General features: G+C 27.3%; 22 protein-coding genes and 1 pseudogene. All 23 read right to left on the bottom strand.

What is annotated here, in order from left to right:
• Positions 1-45 precede the first annotated feature (45 nt).
• The 23 genes and pseudogenes from ACOTU8_RS03995 to kpsF all read right to left on the bottom strand — a co-directional run bounded on the left by ACOTU8_RS03995 (position 46) and on the right by kpsF (position 25,330).
• The gene (locus tag ACOTU8_RS03995) at positions 46-1,299 is read right to left on the bottom strand and encodes a cation:proton antiporter (protein ID WP_422341885.1); all 1,254 of its coding nucleotides are present in this window, start codon (positions 1,297-1,299) and stop codon (positions 46-48) included.
• 9 nt (positions 1,300-1,308) lie between these two features.
• Complete coding sequence (locus ACOTU8_RS03990) at positions 1,309-2,268, bottom strand: pyruvate kinase (protein ID WP_422341884.1); 960 nt, start codon at positions 2,266-2,268, stop codon at positions 1,309-1,311.
• 10 nt (positions 2,269-2,278) lie between these two features.
• Positions 2,279-3,325: a hypothetical protein gene (locus ACOTU8_RS03985; protein ID WP_422341883.1), complete on the bottom strand. Its 1,047-nt coding sequence runs from the start codon at positions 3,323-3,325 to the stop codon at positions 2,279-2,281.
• The gene (locus tag ACOTU8_RS03980; protein WP_422341882.1) at positions 3,326-3,859 is read right to left on the bottom strand and encodes an adenylyl-sulfate kinase; all 534 of its coding nucleotides are present in this window, start codon (positions 3,857-3,859) and stop codon (positions 3,326-3,328) included.
• Positions 3,849-5,663 (bottom strand): DUF2972 domain-containing protein, encoded by a 1,815-nt coding sequence (locus ACOTU8_RS03975; protein ID WP_422341881.1) that lies wholly within the window; start codon positions 5,661-5,663, stop codon positions 3,849-3,851. The genes ACOTU8_RS03980 and ACOTU8_RS03975 overlap by 11 nt, the downstream gene beginning before the upstream one ends.
• A 12-nt stretch (positions 5,664-5,675) precedes the next feature.
• Entirely contained in the window at positions 5,676-6,350 is a 675-nt protein-coding gene (gene hddC, locus ACOTU8_RS03970; RefSeq protein ID WP_422341880.1) for a D-glycero-D-manno-heptose 1-phosphate guanosyltransferase, read from the bottom strand.
• Positions 6,338-6,943, bottom strand: coding sequence for a D-sedoheptulose 7-phosphate isomerase (gene gmhA2 / locus ACOTU8_RS03965; RefSeq protein WP_422341879.1), 606 nt, complete (start codon positions 6,941-6,943; stop codon positions 6,338-6,340). The genes hddC and gmhA2 overlap by 13 nt, the downstream gene beginning before the upstream one ends.
• Positions 6,931-7,950 (bottom strand): D-glycero-D-manno-heptose 7-phosphate kinase, encoded by a 1,020-nt coding sequence (hddA, locus tag ACOTU8_RS03960; RefSeq protein WP_422341878.1) that lies wholly within the window; start codon positions 7,948-7,950, stop codon positions 6,931-6,933. Before hddA ends, gmhA2 begins: the two co-directional genes overlap by 13 nt.
• A complete protein-coding gene (locus ACOTU8_RS03955; RefSeq protein ID WP_422341877.1) occupies positions 7,947-8,978 on the bottom strand; it encodes a GDP-mannose 4,6-dehydratase in 1,032 nt (343 codons plus the stop codon). The genes hddA and ACOTU8_RS03955 overlap by 4 nt, the downstream gene beginning before the upstream one ends.
• A 126-nt stretch (positions 8,979-9,104) precedes the next feature.
• Entirely contained in the window at positions 9,105-10,148 is a 1,044-nt protein-coding gene (locus tag ACOTU8_RS03950; RefSeq protein WP_422341876.1) for a GDP-L-fucose synthase family protein, read from the bottom strand.
• 3 nt (positions 10,149-10,151) lie between these two features.
• Positions 10,152-11,085, bottom strand: a pseudogene (locus ACOTU8_RS03945) (hypothetical protein).
• Positions 11,086-11,087: 2 nt separating this feature from the next.
• Complete coding sequence (locus ACOTU8_RS03940; RefSeq protein ID WP_422341875.1) at positions 11,088-11,633, bottom strand: dTDP-4-dehydrorhamnose 3,5-epimerase family protein; 546 nt, start codon at positions 11,631-11,633, stop codon at positions 11,088-11,090.
• Positions 11,633-12,889, bottom strand: coding sequence for a protoporphyrinogen/coproporphyrinogen oxidase (locus ACOTU8_RS03935; RefSeq protein WP_422341874.1), 1,257 nt, complete (start codon positions 12,887-12,889; stop codon positions 11,633-11,635). The genes ACOTU8_RS03940 and ACOTU8_RS03935 overlap by 1 nt, the downstream gene beginning before the upstream one ends.
• On the bottom strand, positions 12,889-14,652 hold the full coding sequence (locus tag ACOTU8_RS03930; protein ID WP_422341873.1) for a hypothetical protein: 1,764 nt from the start codon (positions 14,650-14,652) through the stop codon (positions 12,889-12,891). Before ACOTU8_RS03930 ends, ACOTU8_RS03935 begins: the two co-directional genes overlap by 1 nt.
• Positions 14,642-15,928, bottom strand: coding sequence for a DUF4422 domain-containing protein (locus ACOTU8_RS03925; RefSeq protein ID WP_422341872.1), 1,287 nt, complete (start codon positions 15,926-15,928; stop codon positions 14,642-14,644). The genes ACOTU8_RS03930 and ACOTU8_RS03925 overlap by 11 nt, the downstream gene beginning before the upstream one ends.
• The gene (glf, locus tag ACOTU8_RS03920; RefSeq protein WP_422341871.1) at positions 15,925-17,043 is read right to left on the bottom strand and encodes a UDP-galactopyranose mutase; all 1,119 of its coding nucleotides are present in this window, start codon (positions 17,041-17,043) and stop codon (positions 15,925-15,927) included. The genes ACOTU8_RS03925 and glf overlap by 4 nt, the downstream gene beginning before the upstream one ends.
• A gap of 1 nt (position 17,044) precedes the next feature.
• Positions 17,045-18,019, bottom strand: coding sequence for a UDP-glucose 4-epimerase GalE (gene galE / locus ACOTU8_RS03915; protein WP_422341870.1), 975 nt, complete (start codon positions 18,017-18,019; stop codon positions 17,045-17,047).
• Positions 18,016-19,314: a UDP-glucose dehydrogenase family protein gene (locus ACOTU8_RS03910; RefSeq protein WP_422341869.1), complete on the bottom strand. Its 1,299-nt coding sequence runs from the start codon at positions 19,312-19,314 to the stop codon at positions 18,016-18,018. The genes galE and ACOTU8_RS03910 overlap by 4 nt, the downstream gene beginning before the upstream one ends.
• A gap of 8 nt (positions 19,315-19,322) precedes the next feature.
• Positions 19,323-20,279 (bottom strand): UDP-glucuronic acid decarboxylase family protein, encoded by a 957-nt coding sequence (locus tag ACOTU8_RS03905; protein WP_422341868.1) that lies wholly within the window; start codon positions 20,277-20,279, stop codon positions 19,323-19,325.
• A 49-nt stretch (positions 20,280-20,328) separates the two neighbouring features.
• On the bottom strand, positions 20,329-21,711 hold the full coding sequence (locus ACOTU8_RS03900; RefSeq protein WP_422341867.1) for a glycosyltransferase family 2 protein: 1,383 nt from the start codon (positions 21,709-21,711) through the stop codon (positions 20,329-20,331).
• A gap of 4 nt (positions 21,712-21,715) precedes the next feature.
• Positions 21,716-22,759 carry a glycosyltransferase family 2 protein gene (locus ACOTU8_RS03895; RefSeq protein WP_422341866.1) on the bottom strand — a complete coding sequence of 348 codons (1,044 nt, stop codon included), beginning with the start codon at positions 22,757-22,759 and terminating at the stop codon, positions 21,716-21,718.
• Positions 22,752-24,383: a glycosyltransferase gene (locus ACOTU8_RS03890; protein ID WP_422341865.1), complete on the bottom strand. Its 1,632-nt coding sequence runs from the start codon at positions 24,381-24,383 to the stop codon at positions 22,752-22,754. The genes ACOTU8_RS03895 and ACOTU8_RS03890 overlap by 8 nt, the downstream gene beginning before the upstream one ends.
• Positions 24,383-25,330 carry a KpsF/GutQ family sugar-phosphate isomerase gene (gene kpsF / locus ACOTU8_RS03885; RefSeq protein ID WP_422341864.1) on the bottom strand — a complete coding sequence of 316 codons (948 nt, stop codon included), beginning with the start codon at positions 25,328-25,330 and terminating at the stop codon, positions 24,383-24,385. The genes ACOTU8_RS03890 and kpsF overlap by 1 nt, the downstream gene beginning before the upstream one ends.
• Positions 25,331-25,332: the final 2 nt, after the last annotated feature.

Raw genomic sequence — 25,332 nt, 5'->3', positions numbered from 1 at the left:
TATAACAAATTTTTTTATATCAAAAATTCAATCCTATAATTTTTATCAAAATTTAGAAAAAATATTTATATTTTTATTTTTTTGGTATCTCAACCAATAACCTGCCAACATCGACGAAATTAAAACAGTTAAAATAAGTGTTGTAAAAAAGCTTACATTAATAATTTGATAATAATAAGCAACACTAGCCAAAACTATTCCTGGGCCACCTCTTGCATTCATTGTTATAGCAAAATTAATCCTTGAAATATTAGAAATTTTTACAAAATTTAATCCTATATAACAACCTAAAAATTTCAATAAGCATGCAAGAACCAAGAAAAATATAAACATTGTAAAAGAAAATTCATGAATAATATTTAATTGAATGCCAATTAAAGCAAAATAAACAGGAATAAAAAATGAAAAAACCATGTCTGAAAGACCGTTAACCTTTTCTCTTAACTCTTGATGATTGTTTAAAATATTTTTTATTAAAAAACCTACAAGAAATGAAGTATACATAGGGTTAATATGAATCATATTTAAAAAAGCTATTGATAAAAATAATACAATAAAACTTAAAGTAAAAAAATCAATTGTATTCATACGAAAAGAAATTTTCACAAAGAAATTAGAAATTACTTTTACACTTATAAATAAAAATAAAGTAAGAAAAGCAGTTTTAAGATTACTCATTAAAGTTAAATCTTGATTTGTTGCAGCATTGATGGTAATATTAAGTAAAATCCACAAAAATAAATCTTGTATCGTTGAAGTAGTTAAAACTATACTTGCAAATCTTGTTTTAATTATCCCTATATCAAAAAATATTTTTGATATCACAGGTATGGAGGTTACAGCAATGGCTATTAAAAAAACCAAATCAAAAGATAAATCATTCCCTTTTAGCCCGATAAAAGCTTCTTTAAAATACTCAATAAAGAAATACCCCACACCAGCAGATAAAAAAGTGCCGCCTAAAAATAAAGTAGAAATAATTTTAATATTTTGTTTTTCAAAGCTAATTTGTGTATTAAATCCTGCAATAAACATTAAAAATATCAAACCCAATTGATAAAAAATATTTAATATCTTGCCTTGTTCATTAAATCCATTAAAGATACCTGTAAGCAAATCAGGGGCAAAAATATATAAACCACTTGCCCCTAAAATAAAACCACCAAAAATTTCACCAATTACTTTTGGGGCTTTAAATAAAGTAAATATCTTTCCAAAAATAAAAGAAGAAAATAACAAAATTCCTAAAGATAAAAATATAATACTAATATTCTCGGGACTTAAAGACTCAAATTTCATATTAACCCCTTAAAGAATAATTTTTTCATTATTAATTTCATCTTGTATTAAATTTAAAATTTTAACGCATTCTTCTATATAATGCCCAACAGCCGTCTCTTCAGAAAGTTGTACTCCAAAAACTCCACTTTTTGCAATATTATATAAATCATCAATTTCTGCAATAGTAGGAATAGGTTTTTCTTCCATATTTTTTAAAATTTGCGTAGCCAAAAATACTTTAATTGCATTATGATGCGCCATTTCTACAATATAATTTTGAAAACGTGGAATTTTTTCTATACCAATTTCCGTAGATAAATCTCCTCTATCAATTAGAATATATTCTACTTCTTGTAAAATACTATATAAATTATTCACTGCTTCTAAAGTTTCAATTTTAGAAATAATTTTAGTATTTGAATAAAGTCTTTGTTTTATTTCTTTTATATCACTTGCTTTTCTTACAAAAGAAGCACCCAAGTAAGTTATATCAAGCTCATTGCAAAGCTTTATAAGTTCTTTATCTTTTTCAAACAAAAAAGGAATATTATCATGTAAATTTCTAACATGCATACCTTTATTATTTAAAAGCAAACCTGTACTTTTAGATGTAAATATAATTTCCTCATCATTAACTTCTTTTACGATAAACAAAAACACACTATCATTTGCATAAACCTCCATACCTGGTTTAACAAGCTTATAAAATTCTGTATAATTAAACTGATCAATTTTTAAAGAAAAATCTTTATCTTTTTCTACTTGAATAGCTTCTCTAATCCCTGAAGTTCTAATTTTATTTCCTGGTAAATCAATCAAAATATCAATATTAGCTTTTTGTTTTCTTAAATTAATAATAGTATTTTTAATACTCTTTATATCTCCATGCGCTCCATTAATTCTATAAATAAATTTATCTTGATGAATTTGATTAAGATTTATCTTTCCACCTAAACTAGGACCTGTTGTTAAAATAAGCTTCTTCATTGTCAATCCTTTAATCAATAAAAATATTTTCTCTACCTAAAGCAAGTAAGCTAGCAGAAATTTCTGAACGCATCATAAGTTCACTAGGAATTTTACCTTCGCTTAAATCCTTTCTGATTTGTGTACCACTAATTGCAATTCTATGTTCTTTATAATGCGCACAATTTTTTTCACTCACAATTTTTTGGCATTTAGAACAATAATAAGGCTCTTTTAAAAGTAAAAAATCTATACCTAAATCATAACGCATTGATAGATCTTTAGCCAACTTTTGTGCCTCATAGATTCCATAATAATTTCCCACTCCCGCATGATCTCTGCCAATGATAAAATGAGTACAACCCATATTTCTTCTAAGTAAAGCATGAAAAATAGCTTCTTTGGGACCTGCATAACGCATAGCGGTTTGTAAACCTTGAATATAGACCCTATCTTTAGGATAAAACTCATCAAACATAGTTTTATAAGCACTCATCACTGCTACTTCAGTAAAATCGCCTTGCTTTTTCCAGCCTGTTAAAGGATTAATAAACAAAGCATCGCAAATTTCAAGTGCAATTCTTTGCAAATGCTCGTGAGCTCTATGAATAGGATTTCTTGTCTGAAAACCCACTATGGTCTTAATATCAGTATTAAAAACGTTTTTTAAAATATTTTTATATAAAGAATCTTTATAAAATTCTTCTTTAAGTTCTATTTTGCCACCTATGCGTAGAGAAGAACGTTTTTTTTCTTTGACAATACCAGGATGTTTTTCATCTTTGGTTTGAAAAATTTCATAAAGATCCTGATCTTGAATGCAAAATTTATCTTCAATTTGAATACTTCCTATAAGTTTGTCTTGATAATATAAATCTTTCTTTTGTCCCACATAAGTATTTTTAAAATCATCTACTTCTAAAGTAATAGGCAAAGTCCATATTTCACCATTTAAAAGTTGCATTTCATAAATTACTTTTTTATATTCTTCATAATTCATAAAACCTTTTAAAGGATAAAACACACCGCTAGCAAAATATTTTAAATCTAGGAAATTTTCATGAGTAACTTGTAACATTTATTCGCGTTTTAAATTATCTAAATTTTGACAAAGTGCTGTTAAAATACAGCAAACCTTATCATCAAGTGCTGCCATTTGGGTATTGTCAATCACTAAATCAGCATTTGGTTCATCATACGGAATGTCTACACCCACAACATTTGAAATTTCACCCTTTAAAGCTTGGGTATATAAATTCTTTTTATCGCGTCTTTTCAACTCTTCAAATTCACATTTTATATAAATTTCAAAATAATTTTTTAAATACTTGCGGTTATACTCATAAATTTCATTCCACATAGAAATCGCACTTACGATAACTATCATTCCTTGATTACTTAAAAAACGAGCAAAATCAGATCGTTTAAAAGATACATCCATACGACCTTTTTTATCATAGGAAAAATATCCCAAAAGCTCTCTTAACTCATCTCCATCAAGATAGATAACATTGTCATATTTCTCTTTTAATTTTCTATACAATGCTTGCGCTATATAACTTTTACCACTTCCTGCTAAACCTGTAAGCCAAATAATTAAATTATGTTTCATTACACATCTGCTCAAATTTTTGATAATATTTCCATTGTTTTAAATGCTTTGGATAATTTATTTTTATAAAATTTAATTCTTCATCTAAAATATCTTTTAATTTTAATCGCAAATCTTTTCTCATTTGTAAATATTGCAAAATTTCTTCTTCTGTAATAAGATTGTTTTTAATCTTTATCTCATTCTCTTCAAACGCATCCATATAACCGTTTAAATATTTTTTGCTATCTATAAAACATTTTTGATTATTCTTTAAAATATTATATTCTTTTTGTTTTATTAATACAATAATACTATCAAACATTAACTTTCTTTCTTTAAAAATTTCAGAAGTAATGTCAATATAGTCTTCATTTGTCATCTTAGGCTCTAAAGAATTAAAATACATAAGATTTTTTGTAGTAATTACTATATTAATACAAATTTCACCTATAACAATAGAATATACAACTGGAAGCACAACCAAATCACCTTGATGGCGATTAATTCTTTTAGAAAAAAAAGAATAATCACATTTTACATTAAAAAATTTATCAGCTATAAAATCAAATGTTTTTCGAGCATTTAAACCAGAGATTTCATTAAGCTCAAAACACAATACATCTTTTTTTAAAATTTTAATTCTTTGATATGATTTAAAGTAAAGTTCATAATTATCTAAAACTTTTATCAAGCTATTCAATTCAGGTTTGCTTGAATTGGAATACCAGTAAAGTATTTCTGGAAAAAGCTCTTTAAAATTTGAATTTAAAGTTATCTGTTTCATCATTGGTTTTATTTTGCTATTTTGGTCACCTATATGATTTATTGCATGCCTGATAATTGATATTGGATCTCTACATATATACAATAAAGGAACATTGCTAGTAAATAAATAATAAATTTTATCATTATTTTCAAACACTCTTGGAGCTATTGCTACATGTGTTTTTTTGCTTAATATATACGTATAATTATCGATATAAACTTTTTTTTCATCTTCCCAACCATTTGCATTAATAGTTGAAATGCCTGAATAATTAAAAAATGTATAAATAGCCATTGTTCCACTACATGCAGCCCATAGCCATACTAATTTATAATTTTCAGGCAATGGTAAATTCATTTTCCAAGCTAATTCGCCTGAAATATTATGATAATTTATTTTTTCTGCTTGATCATTAAGTTTTTTAGGGTCAAGTAAAGAAGGATAAGGATGATTTACATCTTGAAATTTTTGCTTAAAATCACTTGATAACAACCATTCTTGTATCATTTCCAAATGATTTAACGTATAATTAAAATTTTGAAAAATAACTTTTAATACTGGTATATAATTTTTATGCAAGTCTAAAATAATTTTCAAATTATCCAAATTACACATAAATAAATTTTTATTTTCAGCGAGTATAGTATAAATATTTTCTTCAAACTTTTTAGAAAGGTCTAAAATTTCTTTTATTATTTTATAATCTTTTTTAGTCTGTTCTATATTTTTAAAAAGAAAAAAATACCCATCTTTAAACTTATTCACATCAGCTTTGATTAAAACTTCACCTAACATGTAAGATAAATGAAATTTATATTTTAAAGCTTGGTCATAATCACTACATGTTTCTAAACTTGGATATTTGAGTTGAGGAAAAACTTGTATGGTTTGTTGATAAATTTTTTGTTCTTTTTTGTGCTGTTTTTTAATTTTATAAAGTTTTTTAAATAATGCTATATACCCCCCCCCATTGTTTGCAAAATCAATCATAGCTTGACCTAATTTATAGGCAAGATGATTTTTTATTCTTTTTATAGCTGAGTTTGGGTTATGCATGAGGTTTCTCCTTTAAAAATGGCTTTGATTGGTTGTAAAATTATAATAATCCTCAGGTACACCAATATCTATAAAATAATTATCAAAAATTTCAGCCTTTGCTTTTAGTTTTTCGTAATTTTCTTGTAAAAACTCTTCAAAAGAAAATTTTTCTTGTAAAGTAAAATCGTTAAAAATATCTTTTTTTAAAAGATAAATTCCACCATTTATTAATCCTTGCTTTTTAAATACCTTTTCCTCAAAAGAAATTACAAAACCTTGCTCATCAACATTTACTGTGCCATATCTATCAAAATCATTCATTTGTTTTAAAGCGAGGCAAATTTTACTTTCATTTAGCTTTAATTTAGTTAAATCTATGTTAAATAATGTATCACCATTTAAAACATAAGTCTCATTTTTTATAAATTTTAAAGCCTCTTTTATAGCTCCACCTGTTCCCAAAGGTTCTTTTTCTATGCTGTATTTTATTTTTATACCTAAAAATTCATCTTTAAAATATTCTTGTATCACTTCATACTTGTATGATACTGCTAAAATGATCTCTTTTACACCTTGCTTTTTAAGATACTCAAGGATAAATTCTAAAAAAGGTTTATCATTTATCGGCGCCATAGGCTTTGGAATGTTTTTTATAACGCTTTTAAGCCTTGTTCCTAAGCCGCCACAAAGTATTATTGCTTGCAAAAAAAACCTTTACCGAAAAGCTCTTCTTCGACAATAGCACACATAATATGTCCTATTAAAATATGTGCTTCTTGAATTCTTGGCGTGCAAGTTGAAGGCACTTTTATACAATAATCACAAAGCTCATTCATAGCCCCACCATTAGCTCCGCTTAAGCCTATACTTATGATTTCTTTTTGTTTGCAAAGCTCTAAAGCTTTTAAGATATTTTTACTATTCCCACTTGTAGAAATTCCTATAAAAACATCTCCTTTAACACCTTGAGCTTGCACTTGTCTAGCAAATAAATTTTCATAACCATAATCATTCCCGATAGCTGTTAATACACTAGTATCTGTCGTAAGTGCGATACTTGCAATACCGGGCCTATCAAAATAAAACCTACTTACAAATTCCCCTGCAATATGCTGTGCATCTGCTGCACTACCACCATTTCCTGCTAATAAAGTTTTGTTACCATTTTTATAAGCTTTTATGACTTCTAATGAAGCATTTTTAATAAGAGTTATCAAATTCTCATCTTTTAAAATTTGCTCTTTTACCAAAATCGATTCTCGAAAATGTTCTTTTATATAAGAATTTAAATTCTCCATGATTTAACCCCCTCTTTTGTAAATAAAAAATCTTGTACATAACCTTGCTCTTTGCTTAAAGCTTTGATTAAATTATATTTTTTAGTAGGATTTACGAAGAAAAACATAAATCCACCTGCTCCTGCTCCACTAGTTTTGCCGCTATAAGCTCCATTATCTATAGCTAGTTTATAAATTCTTTCAAGCTCATCGTTGCTAACGATTTCAGAAATGATTTTTTTTGACTGCCAAGACTTGCTTAAAATTTGTGCCAAAGTATCAAAATCAGCCTTAAATAAAGCTTCTTTCATCTTTATAGCATCTTGCTTTATGGCATGCATAGCTTCTAAAGACTTTTCATCTCCAAGCTTTCCTTTTTTATGCTCTTCTATATCTTTTGCTTCTCTTGTGATATTTGTAAAATAAAGCACAGTTCTAGCTTCAAGCTCACTAGCTATCCAGTTTTTAATACGCAAAGGATTAACAATTACTCTTTTATTATCATAAAATTCCATAAAATTAAATCCCCCAAAAGTTGCGGCGTATTGATCTTGTGCTCCACCTACTATGCCTAAATCTTCTCTTTCTATCTCATAAGCAAGCTTAGCGATTTCATATTCCCCTAAAGGTAGATTAAGCCATTCTGTAAAGGCTTTTATAACCCCTACAACCAAAGTCGAGCTTCCACCCAAGCCACTACCACTTGGTACATCTGAGTATGTATGCAAAGAAAAACTCAAAGGTTTTTTTGTAAAATCTTTTACAATGCGATTATAAATACTTTTAAAAATATCTAACTTTCCATCATTTTCTAAAAATTCTTTGCTTTTATACTCACAGTAAGAATTTGTATCAGGAGAATCAAAAATGATTTTTTCATCTTCTCTTTCAATCAAAGTGCAATGTATATATAAAGATATGGTCGCATTTAAAACATAACCTGTGTATTTATCACAATATAAATTTATATCAGTTCCCCCACCTGCTAGACCGAGGCGAAGTGGAGTTTGCGTGCGTATAGTTTTCATCTATTTAACGGAATCCTTCCTTTTTTTATCTCATCTCTCCAATGATTTAATAAATCCTCAAACATTTGTCTGGCTGGAATTTCTGGTTTCCAGCTAATAAAACTTTTTATTTTTGTATTATCAAACATTTGATAATCCGCATCAATTGGGCGTAATCTTTCTTCATCTTGCTCCACTTTTATATCTTTTCTTGTGGAAAATCCTAAAAGAATGTCTATAACCTCAGGAAGTTTAAAGGCTTCTTCACCTGCTATATTAAAAGCTTCGCCACAAGGAATATTTCCTTTTTCGCTTTCAAGAGAGAGTAGATAATAAGCTCTTATAGCATCACGGCAATCTTGAAAAGTTCTTACACTCGAAAGATTTCCAACCTTGATAACAGGCTCTTGATAGCCCGCTTCAATAAGAGCAATTTGTTTTGCCACCGTACTTTCAAAAAACACATCAGAACGTCTTGGGCCGCTATGTGTTCCCATTCTAGTAACAAAGGTGCGAATTCCATAAGCTTCGCCATAAAATCTTCCCAAATAATCAGTCCCGATTTTACTTATGCTATAAGGACTTGCACCATGAAAGGCAGTTTCTTCATTAAGCTTAATACCTACTTTTGACTTGCCATAAACTTCGCTTGAAGAGCAAACATGCACTACGGGATCATAACCATCTTTTGCCTTTAAAATTCTAATGTTTTCCAAAATATTTGCCGTGCCTATTATGTTAGTCTGTAAAGTTTCAATCGGTATATCAAAAGAAGTTTTTGGATAAGACTGAGCTGCTAAGTGAAAGATAAAATCAGGTCTTTTGCTTTCAAAAAGCTTTTGAAGACTGGAATAATCATTTAAATCTGCATAAAAAATGGAAATTCTATCTTTTTTATTAATTCTATCACTTAAATGATAGATATTGTCCATAGGTTCTTGCCAACGCATCATACCTATAACATCATAGTCAGTATTTTTCAGAAGAAAATCTGCCATTTGAGATCCAACTTGTCCTGTAAATCCTGTAATTAATGCTGTTTTACTCATGATTTTCCTTAAAAAGTATTAACTTAGGTATTTTAGCTTATTTTACTTGCATTTTTCTTATGTCTCTATAATTAAATTATTTTCAAGATTTATTTAATTTAAAAACATCATTTTATTGTATAATTTTTATTTATTAATATACCACTTATACATCATTCTAATACCATCTTCGAGCTTGATTTTATGTTTCCAACCTAAAGAATGAATTTTTGAGCAATCCGTAAATTTCTGCATTGCTCCATCTGGATGATTTAAATTAAAAACTAAATTTCCCTTAAATCCTACTATATTTTTGATTAATTCTGCTAATTCTTTGATAGTGATATTCTTATGTGGGCCTATATTTAAATGAGTGTTGATAATCTCAGTATTACCACCTTTTAAATCTTTAAAATCTATATTATTCATGATAAATAAACAAGCATTTGCTAAATCTTGACTATGTAAAAATTCTCTTGTAGGTTTTCCACTACCCCAAATTTCAACATTATCCTTATCTACGCCAAATTTTTTTAAATAATTCTTAGCTTCTTCAATAGAATCAAATTTTAAATCATTTAATAAATCCTCATATCGTTTTTCATTTAAAAGCTTGGCTAAATGCATTTTTCTTAAAATTCCAGGCAATACATGAGATTTTTCAAGATCAAATTTGTCATTATTGCCATATAAATTTGTAGGAGTGATTGCTATAAAATTTGTATTGTATTGCAAATTATAACTTTCGCAAAGCATCAAACCTGAAATTTTAGCGATTGCGTAAGGTTTGTTAGTATATTCAAGATCTCCACTTAACATTTGATCTTCACTAGTTGGTAATATTGCATTTTTAGGATAAACTGTAGTTGAAGCTATAAAAAGTAGCTTTTTTACTTTATGTAAATAAGCATTATGAATAACATTGCACTCTATCATTAAATTTTGATAAATAAAATCAGCACGATAAGTACTATTAGCTAGAATTCCACCCGCTTTAGCTGCTGCTAAAATAACATATTCTGGCTTTTCTCTCTCAAAAAAATCAGCCACAGCTTTTTGATTTGTTAAATCAAGCTCAAAGTGAGTTTTAAAAATAAGATTTTTATAACCTTGTTGCTTAAGTTCATCAAGTATAGCACTGCCCACAAGACCACTATGACCCGCTATATAAATTTTAGAATCTTTTTGCATCATTTATCCTTGAAATCTTAATGGAATTTCAGGATTAGATGGCCAAACTGGAAAATCTAAATTTTGCAAATTTCCGCATTCTTTTCTATAATGTAAACCCTGCATTAAATTTAACTCATTTCTTCTTAGATAACTTACTTCTAAAGTAGTGCTAAAAAATAATCCTTTAGAATAAAAAATCTTTCCGTGATTATTTAAATGTGTATGTATTGGAATAAAATATTTATTAAGTTTTTTTAATAAACTTATTCTTTTTTCAACCCCATCTTGCTCTTCGGGATTACACCCATGAAATTCAAATATAACTTGTGAAAAATATTTATTTAAAATACTTATATCAATATTTTCAAGCATATCCCATTCACAATTTTCAATATCACATTGCAAAATATTTGGCCTACCCTCATCTAAATTATTATCTTTTAAAGCTTGTGCTAAAGTAATTGTATTTTCGTTGTTTGTATTGCCTATAAATTTTTTATGAAAAATAATATTTTCATGACTATAAGGACATTTTTCTATGCTAGCATCATATTCAATTACCTTAAATCCTCTTTGAGCCATTTCCAAATCCCAAGGGGAACTGTCTGAAACACCTAAAGAAAGAGCTTTCGCATCAATATTGCTCATATACCTCCCCCCCCCCATTATACATTACATAACCACCATCTCCATTGCCACCAATTCTTAGTAAATCATACAAAGGCAGTTTCAAAGGTCGAATAAGATTTAAATAATTTACAATATTCCTATAACACTGCTCATTGTTATTTATGCGAATATAATTTCTATCTCTATCTTGTAATAATAGGAATAAAATTTCCTTATCTCTTTTATCAATATCTAAATTTGAAATAATATTTGACATTAAAATTTGATAAGACAATTGATTGCCAACTTTAATATTAGCATTTAACTCTTGTAATAATTTTTCCATATTTATCCTTTATTTTTAGTTGCTAAACTATCACGTTCCGAAAGAATAGGAGAATTTGTTGGCCAATCTATACCGATTCTTTCATCATTCCATGCATAAGTAAATTGATCAGGTACATCCGCATAATTTCCTAAATAAGCACATTTATAGTAGTAAACTGCACTTTCACTACTAACATAATGAGCGTTTCCAAAACCTGCCGGTACTAAGATGATTTGCTGATTATCTTGGTTTATGACGAATTTTTCATACTTTAAATAAGTTGGAGAATCTTTTCTACAATCTACCACAACCTGATGAATTTCCCCATAAACACAAGTAGCAAGCTTATAAGTTTTTACATCGCCGTGAATACCACGAATAACATTGTATTTTGAATGTATGAATTTATCATGTATAAATTTTAGTTCACTTGGCAAAAGCTTATCTACAGCTTCACTTGTAAAAGCTGTCCAAATTTCACCTCTTAGATCTCTAAATTTATTAGGAGTTATTATATACACTCCCTTTAAATTTTTTGATTCTTGTATATCAAATTCTATGGCCATTATTTTCCTTTATATTTTCCTTTTATACTTTTAGCTAAATCAATAGATCTTTTAATACACACATCCATATTGTAATACTCCCATTCACCAAAACGACCATGAGAAATTAAATTGATAGAATTAAGATAATCAATCGCTTTTTGTTTTGATTTAGAATAATTTAAATCAAAAAATACGTATGCATGCTCTGTAACATTATAGTCAAGAGCTTTTTTTAAAAATGGTATTTTTTGTCCTTCTTGCACTAGCTTATTATAAGAAATCTCACCTATAGCTTCTGTGGTGCAAAATTTTCCCTTTGGTTGAACTATGAAACCTGTATTAGAAATTCTATGAAAACCTATGCTTGGATCTGGAATATAACCCCAAGTAATATCTAAACTTCCATCTGTCTCCCAAAAAATATTTGTAACTTTATTATATTTGAGTTTTTTAAAATAATTTAAAACTTCAGTAGGAATATCTTTTAAAATTTTAGGAATAAAATCTAAAGGACTTGTGTTTATCAATATATCATATTTTTTTTCACCATTAACAAGCCATTGATTGTTTTCCTTTTTAATCTCCCCTACTTCATAATTTGTAAGAATATTAACACCTTCTCCTATAGCCTCTATAAAAGTATTTTGATTATTTGTTTTTGGATAATAAAAATGTCTATGAGTCATATTATCACAATTTTCTTTTTTGTTTAAAATTGAATAATAAAAATTTTCTTTAGTTGGTACAGGTAACTTCATTTGTTTTTCATCCTCTATCCATACATTATCCATATTTTTTGGCTCAATGCCCCAAATTTTAGTATTATAAGGTATAAAATACTCTCTTGCTAAAGTTGGACCAAAGTGATTTATAAACCATTCTTCAAGATTATTTCCTTTTTCATACGATGCACTAAACATTTCTTTTGTAATATTAAATGCCAAATTTGAATCAATTTTATCTATTACATTTATTGAAAATTCTATTGGATAATTAACCCATTGATTTTTAAATAAAACTTGAGCTTTTCTTTCAATATAATTCCATTCATCTTTGGATAATATCTCGTTAAAAACAAAATCTTTTACATCTTGATATTTTGAATCAAAACAATGGCCACCATTAACATGATAAGCCATACCATTTACATCTTTAGTTCTTGCAATGCCACCTATAACATCAAGTTTTTCTAAGATTTCCACCTCAAAATCATCTTTTAAAAGCTTTGCAACAGACATGCCAGATACGCCAGCACCTATAATTCCTATTTTCATCATTTTCCTTTATTTTTAAATTCTTTTTTAAGCTTAATAATATCAAAAATCAATTTAATACCTCCACCTTTATACCAATTTTTATAAGCCTTTATGAAAACCTTTCCTAGTTTATAAGACAAATATTCTTTAACTTTTAAAGCTTCTTGATAATCATAACAATTTTCTAAAAGTGGAAAGATTAAATCTGAATCATATTTTTTCGCACACTTATATATAATTTTATTAATCATAAAATTAATAAAAACCATTACATGAACAAACGGGATTAAAAATATAAGTTTTCTCCTATATAACAGAATTGTAACATATCCTATTTTATAGCATAAATGTTCTTTTACTCTTTTAACGGCGCTGATATTACGAATTTTATTTTTAAACATAAAATGATTAAAGTTGTAATGATTAAAGTTATAATCTAAAAATTTCATCATCCTCTCATCAAATTTTTTAATATTTTGATTTTCTCTCATTCTTAAGTATAATCTATAAAAAAGATAACGAATATTTACAAACTTATCAGTATCTTTTATATTTTTAAAAATTTCTTCAAAAACAAAAAAATATAAAAATGAATAATCATAAACATTAACAAATAAAAAATCTTCGATTAAAATATCTTTCTTTTGAAAAAACATTTTTTTTAAAAAAAGTTCTAAATCTAGTATTTTTTTCTCACGAGCTAACAAATGTATAAATAATATAATATAAACATTGCAAACTGGATCTAATTTCATAGCTTGAAATAAGTATTTTTTTTGCAAAGAAATGGATAATTTTAAATAATCAGATAATAAGTATAGTTTAAAATAGGAAAAAGCTTTACTGTAATTATTAAAATCTATTTTATTGATATAGGATCTAATAATATCATATTGTTCTTGCTCGGTATATAAACTATAAATCGAAATAAATTCGGCCTTATTTGATATCCTACAAGCCAACTGAGAAAAACCCGAGCTACCAGAACTATAAATTTTTTTAGACTTTGACATCAACAGTAATTCAAAAAAAGTTTGAGAAAAAACATCTTTATAAATTTTAAAATCTTCAACTGTAAAAATATTATTCCTATCCTTAAAAAAATCTTTTATATGTTTTTTTGCATCAAGATCATCGCTGAAAATAATAATCTTATTATTTTTATCTAAAGATTCAAAATTTATTACCTTTAATGCCAAGTTAACATCTAAAATTTTATTTCTAAAAAAATAAATATCTCTTCTGTTGTATTCATACAATGCTTCACCGGAACGAATATGAACTGCTATATAACTATCATTATAAGTTTCAACAAAATTGATTATTTCTTGAAGTTTTTCAGAAAAATGAATTTGCTTCCATATATTTTTAAGTGATGAATAATATTCTTCATGCTCAACATCTTCACAAATTTTAGATAAATCATATTGCGTACTAACATATCCAAAATCATATCCAGATTCATAATCAAATAATTTCTCTAATCTATATTTACCATTTTTTAAAAATAACCCCATCCCATCAACAGCGCATACATTCATACTTTGAGTACAAGAATATTTGTTAATAAATTGATTAGAAAAAATTCTATTTTCAGAAGGAACATCAGTTGAATCAACAAATCTATCATCTTCTTTATTGTTATTTGTAAGAACATTCCAAACAAATTTAAACTTTATATTTAATCTATTGGCTATATACATTGCGTTTAATAAAGCCAACATTCTCTCACCAAAACCATCTCCCCTGCAAGCAACAATTAAATCTTTATTATAATTCAAATTTTCTCCTTGATATAACAATAGTTTTAAAATTTTTAAAAACTAATACTACTAATTTTAAAGGATTCTTAAGTAGATTATTTCCTAGTTTATATGAAAAATAGTTTTGAATAACAACAGCCTTTTGATAATCAAAATAATTATCTAATTTAGGTGGTTTTAATTCCGGATATTTTTTAATAAATTTTTGATAAGCAATTTTCAATATAAAATATTTTAAGCATAAAAAAAATATTTTAAAAGGTAAAATAAGTATCTTTGGAGTTTTAACATCTTGAATAATTAAATTACCAACTTGATAGGATAAATGACGCTTAACTCTATCTTCGGCTCCAACATAAAAAGAATCGCGATTTAAAAAAATTCCATCATTCCAGAAAAGATACAACTCTTTATATTTTTTTCCTTCTTTGATTTTTTTTAGAAAAAAAATAGTTGTAATTAATTCTGCACAATATCCTGGTTCTCTTGCTTCATGCAAATTTCTAATTTTTAAATTTTTTTCTAAAATTTCATATACTATAAACAACAAATTAAATAAAAAATTGCAATATTCAAAAAAAACTTCTTTTTTTAATATAAAAACATTACATGGATAGTATCCACACCCTAAGAAATATTTATTAGCTAAACTTTTGTATTCAGAAAATTCTGCAAAGGTATCAAGAATATATTTATATAAATAATGACCTATGGTTAAATTTCTATTCTGGATAAAAAGTTTTTCTCCAGGATACCAATCTTCTATTGTATCAAACTTATAAAAATTATCATTAAAAGGGGAATTTAATTCAAAAAATTTTGGAATAAACATATCAATGCGTCCATCATCCAAATGCTTTAATATATCATGTTTATTGTAAGAAGGAAATTGATCTTGAGAAGTTCTTATAACCCAAGGCCATCCATTTTCGTGTATACTTAAATTTTCAACTTTTGATTCATCAAAAATAAATTGTCTTCTATAATGCATAAATCCTATATAATCCGGATTTCCCAATTTATCATAATTTTTCCAAGCCCAATAAATTCCAGTAAGTTCGCAAAAATAACGATTTAAATGTGATATATTATCTCCTGTATCATCACCTATCATATTTTTACACATCCACTCATAGTCATTTCTTGATATGCTACCATCTTTAGAAGCTTCAGTTGCTAAAGCTCTTCCTAAATGAATAGGAGTTAAAATATCATCTTTAAGCAACTCAGCTGGTTTATGGTAACCCACAAGTATTTTGATACTTGGATTTTGATTTTCTTTTTTTTCTTTCACTGTAAAAACTCCTTTATAAATTTTAACACTCTCTCTACAGCCTTATCCATATCGTAGTATTTATAATCCCCAAGCCTACCTAAAAAATGCACATTTGTAAGTTTAGCAGCTTCATTTAAATATCTCTCATATAGTTTTTGATTTTCATCATTAGGTATAGGATAGTATCTTTCGTTCTTGCCTTCTTCATATTCGCAAGGAAATTCATAAGAAAGTATGGTTTTATTAGATTTTTCATCAAGATAATATTTATACTCGACACTTCTTGTAAAATCATAATTTTCAGGATAGTTTATTTGAGGACCTGATTGTATATACTCTTTATCAAAAGCTTCAAATACTATATTTAAACTTCTATAAGGCAATTTTCCAAATTTATAATCAAAAAATTCATCAATTGCTCCTGTATAAAACAATCTTTCATATTCTATATCTTTTTTTATGTTTTTAAAATCAGTGTTTAACTGCACTTTTATCAAAGAATGATTTATAATATTTTCAATCATTTTCGTATAGCCATCTTTTGGTATAGCCTGATAAGTATCTACAAAATACCTATCATCACGACTTATATATACAGGAACTCTTGCACTCACTGAAAAATTAAGTTCTTCAGGTTTTATACCCCATTGTTTTACTGTGTAGCCTAAAAAAACTTTTTTATAAATATACTCAGCTAAAAATTCCAAATCTTTATCATTTACACTTTTTAATTCTAAAATAGGAATTTTGGAATTAAAAGCAAATTTATTTACTAATTTTTGCTCAAGATCTTTAGCCAAACTTTCAGGAAAAACCTTATGTAAAGTATCAAGATTAAAAGGGATATTTACTTCTTTACCATCTATAAAAGCTTTTACTCTATACATAAAATAATGCCATTTTGTAAAACGACTTAGATAATCCCATACTTCTTTTATGCTAGTGTGAAAAACATGAGGTCCATATTTATGTACAGTTATATTGCTCTCTTGATCTTTATAATCATAAATATTTCCGCCAATATGTTCTCTTTTATCTATGATTAAAACTTCTTGCCCTTTATTAGCTAAACGCTCAGCTAAAATCGATCCACTAAGCCCACAACCTACAATTAAATTTTTAACTTTTTTCATCTTAATACTTTCTATTATTTTCCCAATCCCAAGCACTTTTAATTATATCTTTAATATCAGTGTATTTTGCTTCCCAAGATAAAATTTCTTTTGCTTTTTTATTATCTGCGTATAATCTTGCAGGATCGCCTATCCTACGTGGTGCATAATTTATAGGGCACTTTTTACCACTTACAACTTCGGCTGCACTAATGATTTCTTTTACACTTGTTCCTATACCTGTACCAAGATTTATACAACCACTAAATTTATGTAAATTTTCTAAGGCTAAACGATGAGCAAGTGCTAAATCTTCTACATGAATATAGTCTCTTATGCAAGTTCCATCTTCGGTGTCATAGTCATTTCCAAAAATATTTATAGCAAGAATTTCTCCTTTTATAGCCTTTAAAACTAAAGGAATTAAATGGGTTTCAGGTTTATGACTTTCTCCGATAAGTCCATCCTTGCTTGCACCTGCAGCATTAAAATATCTTAAAGAAATATGTCTTAAACCATAAGCTTTTTCATAGTCAGTAAAAACTTGTTCTATTATAAGCTTAGTTCTTCCATAAGCATTGATAGGATTTTGGGGATGTTTTTCATCAATAGGAGTATATTGTGGCTCTCCATAAGTTGCACAAGTACTTGAAAAAACTATATCTTTAACATTGTTTTCAAACATCACATTTAAAAGATTTATAGTTCCTATTACATTATTTTGATAATATTTTGCAGGATTTACAACACTTTCTCCCACATAAGCAAAAGCTGCAAAATGCACCACTGCGTCTATTTTTTCTTGCTTGAAAACACTAGTTAAAGAAAAGGTATCTAGTAAATCTGCATGAATAAATTTAGCTCTTTTATCTATAGCTCGTTTATGCCCGTAGATGAGATTATCCATAACAATGCAATTATAATTATTATCCAGCAAATGCTTTAAGGTATGTGAGCCTATATAACCTGCACCACCTACAACTAAAATATTTTTCATCTACCTACACCTTGATACTCAAAACCTAGCTTTATAGCTTCATCTTTATCAATTAAATTTCTTAAATCAACAATTTTTTTATGCCTTACTAAATCATAAGCCTTTTTTAAATCAAGACTTGAAAATTCTTTCCATTCTGTTAGTATAGCAATCATATCAGCATCTTTTATAGCTTCATACATGGAATTAGCATAATCAATCTTATCTCCTAAAATTTGCCCAGCTAAATCCATAGCCTTTGGATCATAAGCACAAATTTTAACTTTTTGTTCCAAAAGCTTAAAAACAATATCTACAGCAGGACTTTCCCTGCAATCATCGGTACCATCTTTAAAAGCAAGGCCAAGTATAGCTATTTTTGGATTTTTGATATCTTTAACGCTATTTAAAATTCTTTCACACATATGGTTTTTACGTTCTTCATTGCCTTTAATAGCTGCATTTATTAAAGTTAAATCGATATCATTTTGTTTACCCATAAAAGCCATAGCTAAAGTATCTTTTGGAAAACATGAACCTCCATATCCAGGTCCAGGATTTAAAAAGCAATTTCCTATCCTAGTATCAAGACCCATACCTTTAGCAACTTCTAAAATATCAGCTCCAGCTTTTTCACAAAAATTTGCCATTTCATTAATATAATGAATTTTTATAGCCAAAAATGCATTTGAAGCATATTTGATAGTTTCTGAAGAACGACGATTTACAAAAAGCAATTCGCTTTTTCCTTTAAAAGGCTCATAAAGTTTTTCTATCACCGCTTTTGCTCTTTGTGAATTTGTTCCTACTATAATTCTATCTGGATTAAAAAAATCATATACTGCAAAACCTTCTCTTAAAAATTCAGGTAAAGAAAGAACATCAAATTCTGCATTTGGATTTTTCTTGCTAATTAAATTTTCTATATCATCACCTGTGCCAACAGGAACAGTAGATTTTATAGCAATTACTGTATAGCCTGTTAAATAATCCGCTAACTCAGTTGCAGCTGCATGGATATACTTCATATCTGCTTCTTTTGTAACTGGATGCGGGGGAGTTCCTACTGCTATGATCACTAAATCCGCATTTTTAATACCTTCTCGCATAGAAGTTGTAAATTTTAAACGACCTTCTTTTACATTTTTATGAAAAAGTTCTTCAAGACTATCTTCATAAATTGTTAGCACACCATTATTTAAAGCATCAATTTTTGATTTTTCTCTATCTATACAAACAACATCATTACCAAGTTCTGCTAATCCAACACCTATTGGGAGTCCAACATAACCTGTTCCTATAATTCCTATTTTCATATTTTAATTCATCCTTTAAATTCTGTAATTTTTTCTTTAAAATATTTTATAGTTTTTTCTAAACCTTCATCTAAATTTATTTTTGGCTCCCAATTAAATTTAGCTTTAGCTAAAGAAATATCAGGTCTTCTTTGAGTTGGATCATCTAATGGTAAATCTTTATAAATAATCTTTGATTTTGAGTCTGTTTTTTCTATAATTTTTTGTGCTAACTCTTTTATGGTAAATTCGCCAGGATTACCAATATTTATAGGTCCTTGAAAATCTTTTGAAGAATTCATTACCTCTATAATAATATCAATTAAATCATCCACATAACAAAAAGAACGTGTTTGCGAACCATCTCCATAAATTGTGATATCTTTTCCACTTAAAGCTTGACAGATAAAATTACTTACAACTCTTCCATCATTTGGATCCATATTTTCTCCATAGGTGTTAAAAATTCTTATAACCTTAATATCCACACCTTCATGTCTATGATAGTCAAAAAACAAGCTTTCTGCACATCTTTTTCCCTCATCGTAACAAGCACGAATTCCTATAGGATTTACATTGCCTCTATATTCTTCATTTTGTGGATGAACGAGTGGATCTCCGTAAACTTCTGAAGTTGAAGCTTGTAAAATCGTTGCATTATGCTCTTTTGCAAGCTCAAGCATGTTTATAGCACCATATACACTTGTTTTTGTTGTTTTTATGGCGTGTTTTCCTTGATAAGCAGGCGGAGAAGCGGGACAAGCAAAATTATAAATTTGATCAAGTTTTTGTGTGATTTTTAGTGGTTCGCAAATATCATGCTCTATAAAAGTAAAATTTTCATTTTCTAAAAGCTCTTTAATATTTTTTATTTTACCTGTGTAATTATTATCTACACAAATAATTTTATTGCCTTCGCTAAGCAATCTTTTACATAAATTAGAACCTAGAAATCCCGTTCCCCCAGTGATTAAAATAACTCTCATTATAAATACTTTCTTAATTTCTATAAAACTTATTATAATTCAAACTAACTTATATTAAAATAATTTTTAAAAATTTCCCTAAACGATAAGAATAATGTTTTTTGATTTTTCTACTTTCTAGATCTTTGCTAGAAGCAGAAAAAGTAATAAAAGGGTAATTTTTGATTGTTTTCTGAAACAATTCTTCTTCTTTTTTAATATTTAATATCATTTTTTTAGTATTTAAGATAATTTTCATAAAGCCTGTTAAATTTTTATAGTTTGTTAAAACAAATTGTCCTAAACGATAAGACAATTGATATTTAAGACATTCTGCTCCACTTAAATGAAATTTTTCAAAATAATCTTTTAATTCTTGCAGTTTATTTTTAAGCAACAACGGATCTTTATCTATAAAAAAAATAATCAAAGTTTTATCAAGCAAAGTAGGCAAAAAAGTTTGTTCAACAAGTGTTGATATTTTACTATTCTCATTATACCTTAAAACTTTTATCAATTCCAAACAAGTCAAAATCCAGTTCATAGACATTTGATATCTTTTTAATTCATAGGTATTTTTATCAAATTCTATGTATAAAGTATACAAATAAGAGTTAGTATTTATGCTATATTGTTTTTGATTGCTTATACTGCTTTCTCTAAAACGATATATATATTTTTTGTCAGGATAAATGTATATATTATCAGTCATAGAAAAAAGTGCTATACCAAAATGATGATCTTCATGGATGATCTGATTGATAAATTTAATATTAATTTTTTGCAAAAAAGTAAAGTCAATCATTCCTTGCCAAGCATACCAAAATAAATAATTACCTATTTCTCTAGTCCTTTTTAACCATTGCAAAGGAGTAATGATTTGTTCTTTTGTGTAATTATAAATTTCCATTTGAGTTGCTTTATTTTTATTTAAAAACTTATAATCAAACCAAAGAACATTAATCCCATTCATTCTTTTTACACACTCTTCTATACAATCAAGCTCCCAATAATCATCAGAATCTAAAAAGATAATATAGTCTATACTAGGATAAATAAAATCAGCTAAATCTTTAGTAGTATGAAAAGCTTTATAACTTTTATACACTGTATAAATTTCATAGGGATTATTACCTTTTATATTAAATTCTATTAAAGAATTTTTTTCTAAAATTTGAGTTTTATTTTTAAGTATATATTCTCCGCTAAAATATTCTATGCCGACATTTTTAGCGGAACTATGACCACCATTTTTTTTATCAAAAAGTATAAATCTTTCATCTTTTAAAGTATATTCTTTGGCTATATTAAAAGAATTTTTATCTGTGCTACCATCATTTACAAGTACAACTTGTAAATTTTTATAAGTTTGATTAATAACACTATCCAAACACTCTCTTAAATATTTTTCTACATTATAAATTGGGATAACCACACCTACTATTTTATTCATTTTTTTACTTAAATATTTTTCTTTTTATTCTAAAAATCTTTTTTTTTATACTATAAAAAATACTATTATATTTTTTATAGTATTTATTAGGATCTTGAATAATACATCGTAGTTCTGATATTTCGCTAGATTTAAACACCGTTTTATCTAACTTATTATAAATAAGTGAAAAATCTTGTGAAAATTTATACAAAAAATCTAATTTATATTTATCATCAATACGCCTTAAATTCCACAAATATACCTTGAATTTAAAATAATAAAAAACATCTTGCAATCTACTTTTAAGCTCTAAATTTTTATCAAGAAACTTATCTAAAAACTCAAACTCATCACAAACACAATATATTTTATCTTTACTCTTAACTGAAGCATGTTCATTATCTTGTCTATAAAAATAAAACCTTTCTTTATAAAAATAAATGCTTGAAGCCAAACTTAAAATTTGAAACCATAATCCTATATCTTGATAAGAAGCTCCTTGTGTTTCATTTGCTCTTATATCATATTTTTTTATAAAATCCATTTTATAAAGACTAGATTGATTCATATTCCAAGAATCTTTAATAATATTTGGATTTAAATACGAATTAGTTTTTTTATTATACAAAGTTTGATCATAACATATAGGGAGGTTTTTAAAAATTCTTTCTTTCTCCTTATCTTCAAAACCAATAAAATCAGATTTAACTACTTGGCAATCTTGATTGCGGGCTAATCTATAAAGTTTTTCACACATATCTATTTTTACATAATCATCACTTTCAACTATTGTAAAATATTCCCCTTTAGCTTCTTTTAATCCTAGATTAATTTGATATCCTAAACTCTTTTTTTTTGAAAAAATAATTTTAATTCTACTATCTTGCTTTTCATATGATTTTAATATATCTATAGTTCCATCAATTGAATATGCATCTATACATAAAATTTCAATCTCTTTTAAACTTTGAAAAATCACACTGTTTAAACATTCTTTTATATATTTAGCCGAATTATAAGAAGGGATAATAACAGAAATTTTAGGTTTAACTAAATATTTATACATTTGCATTCTTTTTAACTCTCAAATCCTCAAAAAAACCCTTAGGATTAAAAAACAATTTTCTTGCTAAACGATAAAATTTAGTATGTGAAATCATAGCACCAAGATACTCTAAACCTAAAATTTTCATTAAAAATGAAAAAGGTCTTATGCTTCTAAGCTCATACAAATAAGGTTTATAAACAAAAGATTTTAAAGGATAAAAACTTTTATCATATTTTTGTGCCATCAGCATTTTTTCTTTATCAATGATGATTTGATAAAAAATTCCCTCATGCTCAAAACTATAAAGCTCGTTAATCAAATAATAAAGCATTTCATACAAATCATGCTTATCATCATTGTTTTGGCTTAAAAAATCTAAGATAACTTTTTTTTCATCCTCCTTTAAAGTTAAGAAATATTCTTTAACTTGATAAAGTTTTTGCTCGCTTAAAATTAAATCTTGTTTATAATCTAACTCTAAATTTTTTGAAAAAAACCAAGAATGAGGTAAAATACCTTTTTGAAAATAAAAAATATCACAATAATCTATACCATCAAATTGTAGTTTTATACTTGCATCTAAAAATATTTTAGTGATTTTTTCTTGTTGTAAAAAATTCAACAAAAGTTCATATTTTAACTCTTTATCTATGAAAAAATCACTTATATTTTTATAAATGATTTCTCCCACATAAACACTAATATCTTTAAAATCATAATTTTGATCTTTAAAAAGCATTAAAACTTTTTCACCTTTGGCTTTAAAAACTTGCAAAGGTTTTAAATCGTGTTTTTTGATATTTTTTAAATGTTTATAAAAAAGCTGATGGTTCTTATCTTTATTTTGCATATAAGCATTTTGATTGGGTTCTATATGACAAAAATGATACATATAAATTCCATAAAAACAAGCCTCATAACCAAGTAATGAAAACCAAGATCTAAAACCTTTAAAATTAAAAAAATTCCAATTTCTAGCATCATAACTTAAATTAGTAGGCATTTTTTCAAAACTCACACAAGCTTTTAAAATTCTAACAAAAAGATCAAAATCTTCATAACCATGTCCGATAAAATGTTCATCATTTCCGCCTAATCTTAAAAACTGGTATTTATTTATCACAATACTTGAAGTAGAACTTGGGGCAAAAAATTTTATCCAAGTATTTTTTGCTGTAAACAAATCCTCTTGTATCAAAATATCCCAAAATTTCTCATCGTATTGTTTTAATCTTTCATTAGCTTCTTTATTAAGATACACTACGGGTAAAACTATCAAAGCATTGATATTTTGAGAAATATTTTTAATTTGAATTAGTTTTAAAATTTTTTCAAAATTATCCAAAGAAATATAACAATCCACATCCAAAAACAAAAGAACATTTGAATGCGCATAACTTGCTCCTAAATTCCTACATCTTCCTTGAGAAAAAGCTTTTTGATCCATATCTCTAAGATAAATATGATAGTTTGCTTGGATAAAATTTTTAAGCTCGTGATCTTTAGATGAATATCCTTCAACAAAAATAAATTCTATATTCTCATCACTTTTAAAATATTTTGCTTTCTCAATAACCCTTTCTTCTATATAAGGACGCTCCTTACTTAATCCAAAAGGAATAATAACAGATAAAAGAGCCATTAAACATTTCCTATCGTATAAAGCTGGATAATCCCTACAACCCTTTCTTCTTTTCCTACTATAATTTCTTTGATTTTATGTTTTAGCATGATCCCCTCTGCTTCACTTGCCATAGCATCAGCATCAACTACTTTAGGATTTGTACTCATGATTTCTTTAGCCTTAAAATCAAATCTCGGTTTATCACTGGCTTTTAAAGCACGACGCAAATCCCCATCAGTGATGATACCAACCAATTTTTCATTTTCAAGCACTACGCAAAGTCCTAACTTGCCACTAGTCATCACATCAACAAGATCGTTAAATTCAGTATCAGGATACACTATAGGAAGATTACTTGAAACCATAAGATCTTTTACCTTGGTTAAAAGCTTACGTCCTAAACTTCCCCCTGGATGAAAAAGGGCAAAATCATCAGGCTTGAAATTTCTTACCTTCATCAAAGCAGCAGCTAAAGCATCCCCCATAACCAAAGTTGCCGTTGTTGATGACATAGGAGCAAGCTGCAAAGGACAAGCTTCCTTTTCTACGGCTATATTTAAAAATATATCGCCTTGCTTTACAAGGGTGGAATTTTTTTTACCACACATTACTATAAGTGGAATTTTGCGCTTTTTTATAGCAGGAATGATTTTTAAAATTTCTTCAGTTTCTCCTGAATTTGAAATAGCGATTAAAACATCTTCGGGAGTTAACATTCCAAGATCTCCATGCAAAGCCTCTCCTGGATGGATGAAAAAGCTTGGCGTTCCTGTGCTTGCTAAAGTAGCTGCTATCTTAGCACCTATATGGCCTGATTTACCCATTCCACTGACTATGCAACGCCCTTTGGTATTTAACATTAAATTTATAGCTTGATTGAAATTTTCATCTAAATTTTTAGCCAAACCCAAAATAGCTTGTGCTTCTTTTTCAAAAACTTCTTTGGCTATTTCAAGAGTATTCATAT

Source organism: Campylobacter jejuni, assembly GCF_049221745.1.
Taxonomy (GTDB): Bacteria; Campylobacterota; Campylobacteria; order Campylobacterales; family Campylobacteraceae; genus Campylobacter_D; species Campylobacter_D jejuni_E.
This window is presented reverse-complemented; position numbering and strand designations above follow the sequence as displayed.